This window comes from Brevibacillus humidisoli, from assembly GCF_020923435.1.
Taxonomy (GTDB): Bacteria; Bacillota; Bacilli; order Brevibacillales; family Brevibacillaceae; genus Brevibacillus_E; species Brevibacillus_E humidisoli.
The window spans coordinates 3,476,286-3,491,266 of the sequence record NZ_CP087263.1 but is presented as its reverse complement, the minus strand read 5'-3'; the positions used below and the strand labels follow the sequence as shown (position 1 = coordinate 3,491,266).

Sequence of the window (14,981 nt, the reverse complement as noted above, 5' to 3'; positions counted from 1 at the left end):
GCGATGAACATGGCTGAAACAAAAAAACTGGTACGAGGCGGCAGTTTTCTGATTGATGCCGGATCACCCGAAGATGTTTTTACGCCTGAAGAGTTTACTGAAGAGCACAAGATGATTGCCAAGACGACAGAAGATTTTGTCGTCGGAGAGGTACGCCCTCATTTGGAAGAAATCGAGCAGCACCAGTTTGACATTTCGGTACGTCTCCTGAAAGAAGCGGGACAACTGGGCCTGCTTGGCGCGGATGTACCGGAAAAATACGAAGGGCTTGGTCTTGACAAGATCAGCTCGGCGCTGATCGGAGAGAAGTTTGCGCTGGCACGCGGGTTTGCCCTCAGCTATGGAGCGCATGTGGGGATCGGGTCGCTGCCAATCGTCTACTTCGGCAATGAAGACCAGAAGCGGCGCTATCTCCCTGATCTCGCATCCGGCAAGCGGCTGGCCGCTTACTGTCTGACAGAACCGGGCTCCGGTTCGGATGCGCTTGGCGCCAAGACGACTGCCCGCTTGTCGGAGGACGGCAAGCACTACCTTCTCAATGGAGAAAAGCAGTGGATCACGAACGCCGGTTTTGCTGATGTGTTTGTCGTCTATGCCAAGATTGATGGCGAACAGTTTACAGCCTTCATCGTTGAGCGTGATTTCCCGGGTGTCTCGTTCGGACCGGAAGAGAAGAAGATGGGGATCAAAGGCTCCTCGACACGTACCGTCATCCTGGAGGATGTGCCGGTACCGGTAGAAAACCTGTTGGGTGAACCGGGCAGGGGACATGTCATTGCCTTTAACATTCTTAACGTGGGTCGGTACAAACTGGCCGTTGGCACGGTGGGCTCGGCGAAACAGGCGCTTCATCTGGCAACTACCTATGCCAAGGAGCGGAAACAGTTTAAGACACCGATTGCCAACTTCACGCTGATCAAAAACAAGCTGGCCAACATGGCGGCAAAGATATACGCGGCAGAAAGCTCTGTCTACAGAACCGTCGGATTGTTCGATACGTCTCTTTCGCTGCTGGGAGAAAAGGCGGACGACGGACGGGAGGTAGCCAAAGCGATTGCCGATTACGCCATTGAGTGCTCGATCAACAAAGTATTCAGTTCGGAAGTGCTCGATTACTGTGTCGATGAAGGGGTACAAATCCACGGCGGATACGGCTTCATGTCCGAATACGAGATTGAGAACATGTACCGTGACTCCCGCATCAACCGGATCTTTGAAGGAACCAATGAAATCAACCGTCTGTTGATTCCTGACATGCTGGTGAAAAAAGCGATGAAGGGCGAACTGCCTCTGATGCAGGCAGCAGCCGGTCTGCAGGAAGAGCTGATGAGCTACTATCCGGAGGAAATCGAAGAGGCGCCATTGGCGGTGGAGAAGCATCTGTTGGACATGACGCGCAAGATAATCCTAATGGTGGCCGGGTCGGCACTGATGAAATATCAGCAGGCGATCTCCAAAGAACAGGAACTGCTGGCGATTGCCGCTGATATGCTGATCGAACTGTATGCGATGGACAGCGTCGTCAAGCGTACGGAGAAAGCACTGGCGCAAAACGGTCTGGAAAAGGAACAGCAGAAGCTTGATTTGACTGCGGTCTATGTGCACGATGCATTTGACCGGATCGAGTCTTGGGCCAAGGAAGCGTTGGCGGCGATGGAAGATGGGGACGATTTGCGACTCCGTTTGTCCATCCTCAAGAAGCTGACCCGGCGCAACCCGCTCAATACGATCCATCTGAAGCGCACCATTGCCGATCGGGTGATTGAGGCGGACGGTTATGTGGTCTGACAAATAAAAGAGCGCTGCATGCTCTGATGGGTTTGATCGCTGGCTGCAGCAAGCTGTTAGCTTTGCAACATGACCATCAGAAGAGAAGCTGGGGACGGAGTATTTCCAGCTTCTTTTCTGTACTTGTGTCTATTTGCTTTTTTACCCAATGCGATGGACTAGGGAGGGATGGAGGATGAACGGGTCACGTGTATTGCAGTCAAACATGAACGATGTAAACCGGCTGCTGCTTAGAGTAAGCGCAGTCGGGATCACCTTGCTGTACGGACTTTGTTTTGGCCTCATTCAATACGGCTTGTTGGAGATGGAGTGGCCTCGCTATTGGCTGGCTGTAGGAGTCACCTATGCGATATTCGGTCTCACCCTGCTGCTGTACCGCATCTCCCGGCTACGACGACTATTTCATTACATCTTCCCAGTGGAAATCTACCTGACGGTGGGGATTGGCGTCTATTTGTTCGGTTCCCCGGCTTCTGTGCACTTTATCTGGCTTATTCCTGTTATCTATGCCGGGCTGTATGCCATCCGGGGGCCGATCTTGTTTCTCTCTGCACTGGTGCTGGTTACTTCGGCTGTTGAAGCGTTGTTGGTGCGACCGGGAGGCTGGCAGCAAAATCTGGGTGATGTGCTGACGGCCAGTGTGATCATGCTGATTGTGATGATGCGGATCATCTCTCTCGTCAACCGCTCGCGCGCGATGATCGAACAGACGGAGGAGGAGATGAACCACAACGCTGAGCTGAAAATGCAGAACGAGCGGCTCTTGCATGAAGTGTCGGCAACTGTATCGGAGATGGGAACGGTGGTCAGACAGTTAACCGAAATGTCAGAAGGGATGCGCGTCTCCATCAATCAAATCGCTTCCGGCAGCGAACAGATTGTGTCGAGCAGTCAGCAATCGCAGCAGGTGATGAGGCAAAATCGGCAACTTTCCCAAGCACAGCAGGAGGAAGCAGAGAAGGTGGGAGAAGCGGTTCGCAGCAGCGTTGACTTTGCGGGGACTGTACAGAAGCAGGCGGTGAGCGGAGAGGAAGTAGTGGAACGGATCGCGGTTGTGATTGACCGGATTGATCATCAGTCGTCCGAAACCGCAACGCTTACAGAACGGTTGTTTGGGCGCACCGATGAAATCACTGACTGCAGTCAAGCGATTACGTCGATCGCGAAAAATGTGGGTGTCGTCGCGATCAACGCTTCGATTGAGGCAGCGAGAGCAGGTGCGGCAGGACGCACCTTTCAGGTGGTCGCCGAGCAGGTTCAGATGCTCGCTCGACAGGCGGAACAAGCTGCCAGTGCGATCGGAGAACTAGCCGAACGGGTGCGGGCTGATCTGGATCAGATACGTACCAATATGCAGGAGAGCAGAAACGTCGTCCGACAAGGAGTAAGTGTTGCACAAGAAGCGAGGGAAAAACTGCGTATGATCGGATCGGCAGTGGACGACATCCACCTGCTGCTGAGCGAAGTGGCAAACATTGCAGCCCGTCAGCTGCAATCATCCGCAACCTTGACGACCGGGATGGAGACACTTTACGGGCAAACAGAACTTTCGCTGCGCCAGTTGGACGAGACCGCTGCTGCAACAGAAGAAACGGCAGCGATTATGGATGAATTCGCCGTTGTGGTTCGGCGACTGCGTGAACGGGCCAACAGGCTGGAACAGTTGTTTGACAAAAAGATACAGTCTACATAAAGAATGTTGTACGGTAGACCATACATACACTATGTATGGTTCTTTTTTTCAATTAGAAGATTGTTGACATCCATAGGCAAAGTACTTATACTCTATAAATGTTAAGCATCTTAACTATTCATATTTTGAACCTTTATTTTTGTCCGTATTAGAGAGGGGAATCCCCGTTGGATTACTTGGATCAACTTGATGAGGTATTCCGCCAGGTCTTTCAAAGGATGACGGTAGAGCGGAACAAGATGCATACTCGTGAGTTTTCCGCTTCTCAGGCTTATATCCTGGAGTGGCTGGAGTGCCGCGGGCCGCAAAAGGTCTCTGATCTGGCTGAAGCGCTCGGCACTACGCTGAGTGCAGTCACGGCATTGGTAGACAAACTGCTTGTCTGTGGCTACGCCGTTCGGAAACGCTCCGATGAAGATCGGCGAGTGGTGTACGTCAACATCACGGACAAAGGGAGCGAGCTGTTGAAGGTGCTTAGGGAGCAGCGGCGAATCGTGCTGGAACGCTTTTACCGCGGTCTGTCGGATGAGGATCTTCAGCATTTAATCCGTATTTATCGGCAGGTGTTAAAAAATATGCAAACAGACAAGGGGAAATGATAATGGAGCATTTGGATCAGCGACGCAAGATTACCATTATTGTCGCCATTATGGCGGCAATGTTGTTTGCGGCTTTAAACCAGACGATCGTGGGAACTGCTCTGCCGCGGATTATCGCAGACTTGGGCGGCATGGAGTATTTTAGCTGGGTGTTTACTAGCTTTATGCTGACATCCAGTATTACCGCGATTTTGGTTGGGAAATTATCCGATATCTACGGTCGGAAACCGTTTATCTTGATTGGTATCGGGATCTTTATCATCGGGACGTTTCTCTGTGGATTGTCACAGACGATTATCCAGTTGATCATCTATCGCGGGATTCAAGGGTTCGGTGGAGGGATGATCATGTCCACAGCATTTGCTGCCGTCGGTGACCTGTTTTCTCCGCGTGAGCGCGGGCGCTGGCAGGGGCTGATGGGAGCTGTTTTTGGTCTGGCCAGTGTATTTGGCCCCACCTTGGGAGGTTATATTGTCGATAATGCGGATTGGCATTGGATTTTCTGGGTATTCCTTCCTTTTGGAGTGATCGCTTTTGCGCTGATCTGGACGTTGTTCCCTTCTGTCACACGAAATGAGGGTGAAGCAGTTGACTACCTTGGAGCTGTGCTGTTGACACTGACAATGGTGCCGATGCTGCTTGCCTTTTCTATGGGCGGCAGTCAGTACGCCTGGGGTTCGACAGAGATCATCGGGTTGCTGCTGGCAACCGTGATCGCCCTTGTGCTGTTTATTGCTGCCGAAAGACGGGCAAAAAGCCCCGTGCTGCCCTTGTCGATGTTTGGCAACAGTGTGTTTACCTTGTCAAACCTGGTTGGTTTCACCATGGGGGCAGGCATGTTCGGAACGATCATGTATATGCCGTTTTTCGTTCAGGGAGTAATCGGCACCTCAGCTACCGCTTCCGGATTTGTGATGATGCCGATGACACTCAGCATGGTGGCTGCCAGCGCGATCAGCGGTCAGTTCATCACAAAAACGGGCAAGTATAAAGGATTGGCGCTGGCTGGTCTGCTGATCATGACAGCCGGGATGGCTTCTATGGTCTTCATGAGTACGGAGACAACCAATCTTATTGCCGTGATCAACATGATTATCGTGGGTACGGGTCTCGGCATCGCCTTTCCGATCTTTACGCTTACGGTCCAGAATGCAGTAGAGCACAAACTGCTGGGCGTAGCGACCGCTTCCTCCCAGTTGTTCCGACAGCTTGGCGGGACGATTGGAGTCGCTTTGATGGGGACCGTGATGGGACAGCGGATGAATACGGAGATGCAGAATCGCATCACAGAGGCTGGCCTGGATCAACAGGGCGGCGCCATCGATCCCGCAGTTGCCGAACGGCTGACTCAACTGCAGGATCCACAGATGTTGATGGACCCGCAGCAGTTGGAACAGATCCGGCGTTCGCTGCCAGAGGCTGCTCAGGAGCTGTTTGCTCAAATCGTGCTGATCATGCGAGAAGCATTGAGTGCTTCCTTGTCTACCGTCTTTCTTGTCGGTGCGCTTGTGGTTTTTTCCGCTTTTGTTATGACGCTGTTTTTGCGGGAGATTCCACTGCGGACATCTAATCGCCAACAGCCAGCGGATACGGTGGAAGCGGATCAGCAGGAGATCGTGAACACGGCCAGACAACCGCAGCCCAATAGCCGATAGCAAGCAGCGCCACCGTTTTTCGGTGGCGCTGTTTTTTTGAGGGCAAGTATCGTGGAGACTCTGTTTTTCTTCAAAAAATAAGCGCCTCCATGTCTCGATATTTAGGTAAGAAATGATGATGAGATTAAAAAGTGATAACAGACGAAACCGATAGCTCATCTTTTTGAAAATTCCTAACATAAAAAGGGATTTTACATGCGTTTGCAGAATCATATAGAAAATAATTCAAATTTACGCAATAAATGTATGAAATGTTGTGGTCAGCTTGATGCAGCTAATCAATTCTAAAAGGAGGGTTGCCCCCATCCAGATGAAATCAAATGTAACGTCATTGGATTACAAAAATTTTTTGGAGGGATTGAATTGATAAAGAAAACAGGAAAAGTAATGGTGGTTAGTTTGCTAACTACATTCTTGTTCTCTTCGGTTGCGTTTGCGGCAGATCTTGGCACCCTGAACTATTGGTACTCAGATAAGGATATTATTAACAGATGGGGATATAAATCCATGTCTATTTGGTCAGGGTCGATAGACGGGTTTTCGACTTCCAAGTTTGCCAGTTATGTAAGCCATGCCATAAGTCAATGGAATAGTGCAGGATTTAGTCTATCTGGAGAGGATGACGAAACTGATTCTGTTATCAGGATCTATGGAGGAACATACAATACATTGAAAGAAATGGAGCCGAGTTTAAAAACATCAAATACGGGTCTGACATCCTATGATGGAGGGACAAAGTATGAGGGCGAATGGATCTATAGCGGCTCAGAAAAGAGTAGTTACAAGATAAGTTCTCCAGTCAATGTGTATATCGTTTATAAAAGCGGCAGAAGTGATAGTGGTTTTAAAAAGACCTCAACTCATGAATTGGGTCATGCACTTGGTTGGAGAGGTCATTCCAGCAGGTCGTCCGACGTTATGTATGGAAGTGCATCAGAAGTGACTCAATTAACCAGTAGAGACAAAAATCATTTACTGCAAGTGTATTGATTAACTTTAAATAGTGTGTTTATTCAAACGATTATGGGGAGGAATGCTGCATGAAATGGCTAAATACTATTTCTCTGTTGCTTCTTGTAGCGGCTTTTGTTGCTAGCGGTTGCACGAACAGTGATAGTTCAATTCCTGTTTCGAAACATCCTGTAAGGGAAGGAGAAACATTGATCGAATATAAAGACGTAAATGACTTGGTTCAACACGCCGACAATATTGTGATTGGTACGGTAACCCAGGCGGATGCCTTTAAGGGTGACGCTACCTACGTCTATACGATAAAAGTAGACAACCGCTTAAAAGGGGTTAGCGAACAATCGATCGACGTTTACGAGCAGAAAGGGAGTTTACAGATAGGAAGTCAGTATCTCTTGTTTCTTGAATACTGGGAGAATGAATTATATCCGCGGCCGGTTTACACCTCCGTCGGAGATGAATCCATCATCGAAGTTGCCGAGGGTGGTTTAAAGGGGAATGAGAAGTATACAGCAGGAAAGAAATTAAACAACCTGCTAGCAGATATCTCCCGGTCGCCAGGGTTAAAGGCGGCGAAAGAGAAGACGTTTCATATCAAGGAAAAGCCGAACAATCATAAAGATTTAATCGAATCTGCCGATCATATTCTTGTTTTAACTCCCACACACGTTATTGATGAAAACAAATACGTCAAAACGGTGGAAGTGCAGGTTGTCAACAGTTTGAAAGGAAGCGCGAAAGAAAGGACATTCTTTAACCTGCCCTCAGATGTAGAGACCGGAAAAGAGTATCTAGTATTCCTAAAAGATGAAGATGGTGGTGGCGTAACGTTAGCTACAAGAAAAGGCAGCATCATCGCAAAAGATACAAATCCATGGGATGAAGTAATGCAAGAATTGAACAAAAGGATGTAAGAAATAGAACAAAAAAGCGGAGCGACCGCCATATGGTCCTCCGCTTTTTGTGTTACATGTCAGTTAACGCATCCCAGCAAGTGGCCAGACCCGTTTACGCTGTAGGCTCTTCGTAAATCGCCTGCCAGCCGGCCGGGGTGATAAAGAGACGGATCGCTTTGATCTTACGGTCGTCCATCAAGGTAAAGTAGTGCCGGTAGTAGGACGGAACGGAGATCAGATCGCCGGGCTCCAGCTCCACATCAAAGTAGCGGCCGTCCTTTCCTTTGATCGCAAAGATTCCATGCCCGTCGACGCAGAAACGAACTTCATCGTCGGTATGATGATGTTCATCTTTAAACTTTTCCAATAGTTCGTCAAGATTGGGTGTTTTGTCGGAAAGCATCACCAAGTCAGCGGTGGTGTAGCCGCGACGTTCACTGATATCGTCAATCTCTTTACGGAAAGCTTCAACGATTTGGTTTTTCTCTTCGTCCGACAGATCATAGTCATCGCGAAGACGATCGCTCAACCGGTCGACACCCCAGTGTTCGTAGATGATTTCCTGGCTATCGAGGAATGTTTGTACTTCTTGTCCGGTGATGTACTCGTTGTTGTCATGAAAACGTACTTTTGCCATTTTCCTTCCTCCTTATTAGTGGTAGTTATCTTGACACTGCTGCCTGGCGCAGCTGCAGCCAGCGCAGATGGTATTCAAACAAAAACTCAAATGATTCCAGGTGTCGCTTTGCCTCAAAGTCGTTGGCTCCCCAGGCGTAAATGCCATGGTTGCGAATCAGCACACCAGGTATCTCAGGTGTGATTACCTCTTCAATAGCGGCCGCCAGTTGAGGAATATCAGCAAAGTTCTCAACAATCGGAACGGAAATCCGGGCGTTTTCCTCCCAGATACCGAGTCCCTTGATCAGTTCTTGCCCCTGAATGGAGAAAGCGGTCTCTTGAAAGTAGAGCTCAGAAACCAGGTTGTTGGCTATGGTGTGAACGTGGAAGCAGGCGCCCGCTGTCGGGATTTTTTTATACACCACGGCGTGAATCATCGTCTCAGCCGAAGGCTTCAACGACGTCGCCTCGACCGGGCGCGAGTCCCCATCGACGATCAGATAGTCTTCCGGGGAAAGTTTTGTCTTGTCCTTGCCGCTGGCGGTTACCGCAAACTGCAGCGGTTCACCGCTTAGCTTGATCGACAAGTTGCCGCTGGTACCAGGGAACCAGTCTCGTTTGGCAAAGGTGAGTTTTGCCTCATCAAGCCTGCGAAACGCATCCATGCGCTGCTCCAGTGTGATGGTCACGGTGTGATCACTTCCTGTTCCGTTAAAAGCGTATTTAATGATTCGATTACATCGTAGAAGGTGGCAAACGGGCGGTACCGCAGTCCCAGTTCTTCGCATTTCTGCTCCAGCAGCGAGCGGGCAATCACGAAGTCGGCGATTTTGGCTCCGGCCAGATCCGTTATGCTGTCGCCAATCACGACGCGGAAGTAGCGCTCCGGATCGTAGCGGCGGATAATCGATGTCTTGCACATGCCGCAGTCGTTGTCGCAGTTTTCGTCACAATGGTGCGGCCAGGTAATCGTGATCGTTTCGCCGGAAAAGTCGCTGCCATTGCAATAGACCTGGTTTTTGAGTCGAAACGGTGCCAGGATCGGTTCGACAAAAAAGTCGATACCGCCACTGGTGATCAGCAGTTCGATCTGTTTCTCCTCACAGAATCGGACAAACTCGGCAAAACCGGGACGGATCGCGGCTTCCTCAACGATGTAGTCGACGATCTCCTGTTTGCGCGAGGAGGGCAGCATCGCGAACAGCTTACCCACCCCTTCACGGACGCTAATCTGTTGGCTGAGGATCTGCTTGGTCAACCCTTCCCACTCTGGCGGGGCGAACTTGCGCATGATGGCGACGATATTATCCTTTTCGGTAATGGTGCCGTCGAAGTCACAGAAAAGTACCAGTTGTTTGCTCATCTTGGGCCTCCCCACTTGGCCAGGGCCGCAGCCAACGGTTGGGACGATTGGGCCGCTTCGTCCAGTGTCTGACCAGCTACGACAGCATCTATTGCCGCCCGGAAGGCACGTCCGCCATCTGCAGCGCCGCCGGGATGACCGTGGATGCCGCCGCCTGCATTGACGACCTGCTGCAGGCCAAAATCTTCGTACAACTGTGGCACCAGTCCAGGGTGAATTCCAGCCGAAGGAACAGGAAAAGCCTGCTTGACCGGCACAGCGCTATCTGTCAGGTTGGCTGCCACCTGTAGGGCTTCCTGCTTGTCTAGGGCCACACTGCCGTATGGGGACGGGAAGAGAACAAGGTCTGCCCCGGCCAGGCGCATCAGTTTGCCCAGCAGCAGTGGTGTCGCAATGCCGTAGTCAGGCGACGGGTAATACGCGCCGGCGAGGGCGGGATGCGCCATCAAAGGGATGGTGATATCGGGATCGGCGGCGAGACGATGCAGGGCGTCATACCCATATGCCAACACGTTAAACAGCAGGCATTGCGCCCCTGCCTCTACAGCCCGCTTGGCCCGCTCGTTCAGCTCATGGACGGGGCCGGTCAGGTTGGCGGCATAGAGGATCGGCTTGCCTGTTTGCTGTGCCACTTCATCGGCGATTTTCCCGAATTCCCGGATCCGGTCCAGGAACGGGGCTTTGTCGTCGACAAAGAAGATTTCATCGTCTTTTACCAGGTCGACACCACCGAGAGCTTGCGCTCGAAACTGAGTTTTCAAGTCGTCAAAGGGAAGTCCCAGACATGACTTGAAGATGCTCATCAGCAGCGGCCGGTCGTGAACCCCCAGTTTTTGGCAAATGCCATCGATGCCAAACTGCGGTCCGGGAAAAGCTTGGACGAATGATTCGGGCAGTTTGATATCGATCAGTTTAATCTTGCCGTCCATGGACAGCTTGCCGAACACGCCGGTCAATAGCGAGGCTATGTCAGGCGTGAAGTTGCCTGCGGGATAGTCGATGCGGATGAGTCCACGCTTATGTCCATCCGGCAGTTCTTCCAAGGTCTCGGAAGATACAGCTTCCCCTAGATACGGATGCAGCTCAGCTTGTTTGGCGGCAGGCAGGTCGGTCCAGGAACCAACGGTCATGCCAACGGCGATAGCTTCCGCTTTTTTATCCAGATCTTTTGCTTGCGTCAGATAGGTGACGCGGATTCGATCTCCACTCACGAACGATTGTCCTCCTTTTAACAAAAAAACCTCCTTCGCGAAGGAGGAGGCAGTCATGCTGGTTTACTCCTCTCATCTTTCAGGACTGCCTTGCAGCACCTGCAGGATTTAGCACCGTCTCGCGCCTGGACTTTCAGCGCGTCGGTTGCCGGGCTTCATCGGGCCAGTCCCTCTGCCTTCTCTCGATAAGAGCATTCTCATATCCGTTTGATTTGATTGGTTCCAGCAGCGCCCCTGCTGGTTTGATACACACATCATAAGCGCTTTTCGCTCCGTAGTCAACCCGTAGGGTACCGCAAGACGGCTTGCGGTCAAGATGGTCTTTTTTCCCATGGCTCCAACTGGCCGACCACGCTATCCTGCTTCCCGGAGGAGATCGCCCGTATCACGCCTTCTGCGATCTCACTGTTGGTCAGCCAGCGGCTTCCCCTATCTTCCAGCACAAACCCCAGGATTACCTGATGGTAGCAACAATGCTCCGGTAGGTCGGGACGCTGCGGGGATCGGTATGCTCTGCTGCCGCAGATGTGAAACAGCCTCCAGGAACTGGTCGCTGCCCCTGCCAGTTCTTCTATACATATGGGCAAGGCGCGGGGAGCGTTAGAATGTATCCAGGCGACAGCCAGTTCGATCGGACCGTTTTTCTCCATTGTTGTACGCAGTTGACGGCGCAGAGCTTGCTCATCAGTATAATCGAGGACAAGCGAGGTGATGCTGTTTGGTCTTTCCGCCCGCTCCACAAGCGCGGCCAACCTCTCCCGGTTTCTGGCAATGACCGACACATGATAGTCCTCCCTCTCTAGCCACAAGCAGACATCGGCCAACATGCCGGTACCCCCAACAACCAATGCGTGTCCTGGCATCTTCCAATCTCCTCTCGTTCGTGGGGCTGCTGCATGTTCATCTGAAGTTGTGTGATCTTCCCCCTGCCCCTGTTCTTCCCCATCATAGCACAGGATACCGATCGGTAACTCTGCAACTTCCGTGCTGCAATCGGACGTGATGAAACGAAAAAACCCCTCATACAAGAGGGGGGCTGAACATGCGACAGCAGATTAATCGTCGGCTTCCCCGACAATGACCAGCAAAATGAACAGCACCAGAGCCAATGCGAAGCCATTGCCGTTAAAGATTCCGCTCACTGCACATCCCTCCTTTTTGGGTATCACCCTTACGAGCAGGGTATGTAACCGAGGGGATATGTGCATGGGGCATCGTGCAGAAGAAGGAAAAGATGGGCACTGCGGGTAAGGGCGCTACTGACAGGAGGAAACAGGAAGCAATCAAACCAATTGACACCTTTTACAAGAGTGTGTAAGATAGATGCCATACATTTATTATCTATGGTATTCTGGAAGAACAACTGAAGAAACAATGGATTCCTTATCCAGAGACGGTGGAGGGACTGGCCCGATGAAACCCAGCAACCGACATGCCCTAGTGGCGTGCACGGTGCTAATTCCTGCAGAAGCGAAGAATTCTGGAAGATAAGGGGGAGACGACACGTATTGTAATCGATGCGTACACAACCTCTTTTCTCCGGAAAAGAGGTTTTTTTATTGTCATAACGTGACCAAATCGATCTGAAAGGGGTATGCATGATGGCTTATCGGGCATTATCGGAGCAGGAAGCTGTCGAGTACGTTCGTGCGCTTCCTGGATTGTTTGCACAAGGCGCAGAGCTTGTCAGCAGAGAGATCGGAGACGGTAACCTGAATTTGGTGTTCCATATTTGTGACAACAAGGGCGGCAAAAGTGTTATTGTTAAACAAGCACTTCCTTATGCGAGAGTAGTCGGTGAATCATGGCCGCTTACCCTGGATCGTGCCCGCATCGAGAGTGAAGCGTTGAGGATCCAGTACAAATACGCTCCGGATCTGGTGCCGGAAGTTTATCATTATGACGAGGAACTGGCTTTGACGGTGATGGAGGATCTAAGCGATCACATCATAATGCGGAAAGGGCTGATTGAGGGGAACCGCTACCCGTTGTTTGCCAAGCATATTGGCCGTTTTTTGGCTCACACCTTGTTTTTTACCTCTGATTTGGGGGCCCATCCATATGAGAAAAAGGCGCTGCTTGGCAACTTTATCAATCCCGAATTGTGCAAAATAACGGAGGATTTGGTGTTCACTGATCCGTATGAAGATGCGGATACGAATGACTTCAATCCGTTGATTCGCAGCGATGTGGAAGCAATCTGGGGCAATGTATTGCTCAAGCGGGAAATCGCCCATCTCAAGTTTGGCTTTCTGACTCGTGCAGAGGCATTGTTGCATGGCGACCTGCACACGGGCAGTATTTTTGTTACCGAACAAAGTACCAAAGTGATCGACCCTGAGTTTGCTTACTATGGCCCGATGGGATTTGATATCGGCGCGGTGATTGCCAACTTGCTGCTCAATTACGCCGGCCAGCACGGACTGCAGCAGGACCCCGCCAAGCGGGCAGATTACCGCAGTTATCTGCTGGAGACGGTGGAGAACGTCTGGACGCAGTTTGTCTCTGAATTCGTGAAACTGTGGCATCAAAAGGTGAAAGAGCGTAGTGCCAACGTAGAAGGGTTCTGGCAGGACTACGTGGAAAACCTGCTGCAGGATGCTGCGGGGTACGCCGGCTGCAAAATGCTGCGCCGGGTGATCGGGTTGGCGGGTGTTGCTGATTTGAACACGATTGAGGATGCCCAGATCCGCGCCGAAGCAGAACGCCTGGCGCTTCAGATCGGTCAGGCGCTCATCCTGAAGCGCAGAACGGTCAAGGAAGGAGCCGATCTTACCGCACTGGTTGAGGAAGTTGCGAATACGTTTTACCAGGAGGCAGCAGTATGACAACATCAACTCACCTCGCTCCCGTAGCGTGGGCAGAGGAGCACCTGCGGTTGCTGGATCAGACACGCCTGCCAGTGGAAACCGTCTATCTGGAAGTAACGACGATCGAACAGGTATGGGAGGCGATCCGCAGTTTGCAGGTCCGAGGCGCTCCGGCGATCGGAATGGCAGCCGCCTACGGTCTCTACCTCGGGGTACGCAGCAGTTCTGCCACTTCGTACGATGCCCTTTGGACGGATTTGACCAACCAGGCTGATTACCTGGCCACCTCACGCCCCACGGCCATCAACCTGTTTTGGGCACTGGACCGGGTCAAAGCACGAGTACAGGCAGAAGCGGCCCAACCAATCGAAGCAATCAAAGCGGCTGTTCTTGATGAAGCGATCAAGATTCAGCAGGAGGACGAACAAGTCTGCCGCCGAATCGGTGAGTTCTTGCTGACACAACTGCACGATGGGATGGGGATTCTCACACACTGCAATCCAGGCGCTCTCGCTACGGCCGCCTACGGTACGGCAACAGCGCCACTCTACTTGGCAAAAGAGATGGGCTGGAACCTGAAAGTGTACGCCGACGAGACACGGCCTGTCTTGCAGGGATCCCGTCTAACCGCCTACGAACTGCAAAAAGCGGGCATTGACGTCACGTTGATCTGCGACAATATGGCGGCGATGGTGATGGCCCAAAAGAAAGTACAGGCCGTCATCGTGGGAACGGACCGGGTAGCCCGTAATGGCGATGTTGCCAACAAGATCGGCACGTATGGCGTTGCCGTCCTGGCCAAGGCACACAATATTCCGTTTTATGTGGCCGCGCCCTTCTCTTCGATCGACTTTAACACCCCGACAGGGGCAGAGATACCGATTGAAGAACGGCCAGCGGAGGAGATCACGCATGGCCTCGGCAAGCAAGTGGCGCCAGATGGGATCAAGGTATACAACCCGGCATTTGACATCACACCGGCTGATCTGATTACGGCTATCGTAACCGAAACAGGGGTTTACAAGCCTGAAGAGATTCAGTTGCTGAACAAGTAGCTCGGTGTCGCTTTGCCCACAGCGCCGTTGCGTCTGGCGGGCTATCAACAAGGCTCGCTCAACGTGATGCCGCATTAGATGAACAAACATAACGCATCCCGGCTCCTCTTTTAAAGAGAAAAAGAGGACGGGATGCTTTTCTTTTGGTGTTTAGGTGTGAGTCTTTCCACTTTGTTGTTGCGGGGAGTCACTACAGGATGAGATGTTTGGTTCCTTTGTGCTTCAGATAGGCAGACAACGCATAAAGCAAACAACTTCCCGCGTACCAGAGCAGTCCGGAACTGAACAACAAATAATAGCTGAACGGAAGCATACAGATGAAAG

General features: G+C 51.4%; 14 protein-coding genes and 2 riboswitches. Of the genes, 8 read left to right on the top strand and 6 right to left on the bottom strand.

Annotated elements, in window-relative coordinates; genetic code table 11:
• The first annotated feature begins 9 nt into the window (after nucleotides 1-9).
• The 6 genes from LOK74_RS17125 (at nucleotide 10) to LOK74_RS17100 (ending at nucleotide 7,618) form a co-directional block, all read left to right on the top strand.
• Nucleotides 10-1,788, top strand: coding sequence for an acyl-CoA dehydrogenase family protein (locus tag LOK74_RS17125; protein WP_230043228.1), 1,779 nt, complete (start codon nucleotides 10-12; stop codon nucleotides 1,786-1,788).
• A gap of 175 nt (nucleotides 1,789-1,963) precedes the next feature.
• Entirely contained in the window at nucleotides 1,964-3,481 is a 1,518-nt protein-coding gene (locus LOK74_RS17120) for a methyl-accepting chemotaxis protein (protein WP_230043227.1), read from the top strand.
• A gap of 167 nt (nucleotides 3,482-3,648) precedes the next feature.
• Complete coding sequence (locus LOK74_RS17115; protein ID WP_230043226.1) at nucleotides 3,649-4,080, top strand: MarR family winged helix-turn-helix transcriptional regulator; 432 nt, start codon at nucleotides 3,649-3,651, stop codon at nucleotides 4,078-4,080.
• Between the two features lie 2 nt (nucleotides 4,081-4,082).
• Nucleotides 4,083-5,735, top strand: a complete 1,653-nt coding sequence (locus LOK74_RS17110) for an MDR family MFS transporter (protein ID WP_230043225.1) — start codon at nucleotides 4,083-4,085, stop codon at nucleotides 5,733-5,735.
• Between the two features lie 363 nt (nucleotides 5,736-6,098).
• The gene (locus tag LOK74_RS17105; RefSeq protein ID WP_230043224.1) at nucleotides 6,099-6,725 is read left to right on the top strand and encodes a matrixin family metalloprotease; all 627 of its coding nucleotides are present in this window, start codon (nucleotides 6,099-6,101) and stop codon (nucleotides 6,723-6,725) included.
• Between the two features lie 50 nt (nucleotides 6,726-6,775).
• Nucleotides 6,776-7,618, top strand: a complete 843-nt coding sequence (locus LOK74_RS17100; protein WP_230043223.1) for a hypothetical protein — start codon at nucleotides 6,776-6,778, stop codon at nucleotides 7,616-7,618.
• Between the two features lie 94 nt (nucleotides 7,619-7,712).
• On the opposite strand, the gene LOK74_RS17095 is transcribed toward LOK74_RS17100, so the two are convergent.
• From LOK74_RS17095 to LOK74_RS17070, 6 genes are all read right to left on the bottom strand, one after another.
• Entirely contained in the window at nucleotides 7,713-8,237 is a 525-nt protein-coding gene (locus tag LOK74_RS17095) for a cupin domain-containing protein (RefSeq protein WP_230043222.1), read from the bottom strand.
• A 25-nt stretch (nucleotides 8,238-8,262) separates the two neighbouring features.
• On the bottom strand, nucleotides 8,263-8,907 hold the full coding sequence (locus tag LOK74_RS17090; RefSeq protein WP_230043221.1) for a methylthioribulose 1-phosphate dehydratase: 645 nt from the start codon (nucleotides 8,905-8,907) through the stop codon (nucleotides 8,263-8,265).
• Nucleotides 8,904-9,581, bottom strand: coding sequence for a 2-hydroxy-3-keto-5-methylthiopentenyl-1-phosphate phosphatase (locus LOK74_RS17085; RefSeq protein ID WP_230043220.1), 678 nt, complete (start codon nucleotides 9,579-9,581; stop codon nucleotides 8,904-8,906). Before LOK74_RS17085 ends, LOK74_RS17090 begins: the two co-directional genes overlap by 4 nt.
• Complete coding sequence (locus LOK74_RS17080; protein ID WP_230043219.1) at nucleotides 9,578-10,792, bottom strand: 2,3-diketo-5-methylthiopentyl-1-phosphate enolase; 1,215 nt, start codon at nucleotides 10,790-10,792, stop codon at nucleotides 9,578-9,580. Before LOK74_RS17080 ends, LOK74_RS17085 begins: the two co-directional genes overlap by 4 nt.
• Nucleotides 10,793-10,861: 69 nt before the next feature.
• Nucleotides 10,862-10,984: riboswitch (SAM riboswitch) on the bottom strand.
• 119 nt (nucleotides 10,985-11,103) lie between these two features.
• On the bottom strand, nucleotides 11,104-11,655 hold the full coding sequence (locus LOK74_RS17075) for a short-chain dehydrogenase (protein WP_230043218.1): 552 nt from the start codon (nucleotides 11,653-11,655) through the stop codon (nucleotides 11,104-11,106).
• Nucleotides 11,656-11,847: 192 nt separating this feature from the next.
• On the bottom strand, nucleotides 11,848-12,000 hold the full coding sequence (locus LOK74_RS17070) for a YjcZ family sporulation protein (protein WP_230043217.1): 153 nt from the start codon (nucleotides 11,998-12,000) through the stop codon (nucleotides 11,848-11,850).
• A 172-nt stretch (nucleotides 12,001-12,172) separates the two neighbouring features.
• Nucleotides 12,173-12,286: riboswitch (SAM riboswitch) on the top strand.
• Nucleotides 12,287-12,393: 107 nt separating this feature from the next.
• Here LOK74_RS17070 and mtnK point away from each other — a divergent pair.
• Both mtnK and mtnA read left to right on the top strand, forming a co-directional pair.
• Complete coding sequence (gene mtnK / locus LOK74_RS17065; RefSeq protein ID WP_230043216.1) at nucleotides 12,394-13,620, top strand: S-methyl-5-thioribose kinase; 1,227 nt, start codon at nucleotides 12,394-12,396, stop codon at nucleotides 13,618-13,620.
• Nucleotides 13,617-14,657, top strand: coding sequence for an S-methyl-5-thioribose-1-phosphate isomerase (gene mtnA, locus LOK74_RS17060; protein WP_230043215.1), 1,041 nt, complete (start codon nucleotides 13,617-13,619; stop codon nucleotides 14,655-14,657). Before mtnK ends, mtnA begins: the two co-directional genes overlap by 4 nt.
• Nucleotides 14,658-14,981: the final 324 nt, after the last annotated feature.

What these genes read in the sequence shown, in the direction of transcription:
- LOK74_RS17125 (WP_230043228.1), top strand. Translation starts at nt 10, where the DNA reads ATGGCTGAAACAAAAAAACTGGTACGAGGCGGCAGTTTTCTGATTGAT.
- LOK74_RS17120 (WP_230043227.1), top strand. Translation starts at nt 1,964, where the DNA reads ATGAACGGGTCACGTGTATTGCAGTCAAACATGAACGATGTAAACCGG.
- LOK74_RS17110 (WP_230043225.1), top strand. Translation starts at nt 4,083, where the DNA reads ATGGAGCATTTGGATCAGCGACGCAAGATTACCATTATTGTCGCCATT.
- LOK74_RS17100 (WP_230043223.1), top strand. Translation starts at nt 6,776, where the DNA reads ATGAAATGGCTAAATACTATTTCTCTGTTGCTTCTTGTAGCGGCTTTT.
- LOK74_RS17095 (WP_230043222.1), bottom strand. Translation starts at nt 8,237, where the DNA reads ATGGCAAAAGTACGTTTTCATGACAACAACGAGTACATCACCGGACAA.
- LOK74_RS17085 (WP_230043220.1), bottom strand. Translation starts at nt 9,581, where the DNA reads ATGAGCAAACAACTGGTACTTTTCTGTGACTTCGACGGCACCATTACC.
- LOK74_RS17075 (WP_230043218.1), bottom strand. Translation starts at nt 11,655, where the DNA reads ATGCCAGGACACGCATTGGTTGTTGGGGGTACCGGCATGTTGGCCGAT.
- LOK74_RS17070 (WP_230043217.1), bottom strand. Translation starts at nt 12,000, where the DNA reads ATGCACATATCCCCTCGGTTACATACCCTGCTCGTAAGGGTGATACCC.
- mtnK (WP_230043216.1), top strand. Translation starts at nt 12,394, where the DNA reads ATGGCTTATCGGGCATTATCGGAGCAGGAAGCTGTCGAGTACGTTCGT.
- mtnA (WP_230043215.1), top strand. Translation starts at nt 13,617, where the DNA reads ATGACAACATCAACTCACCTCGCTCCCGTAGCGTGGGCAGAGGAGCAC.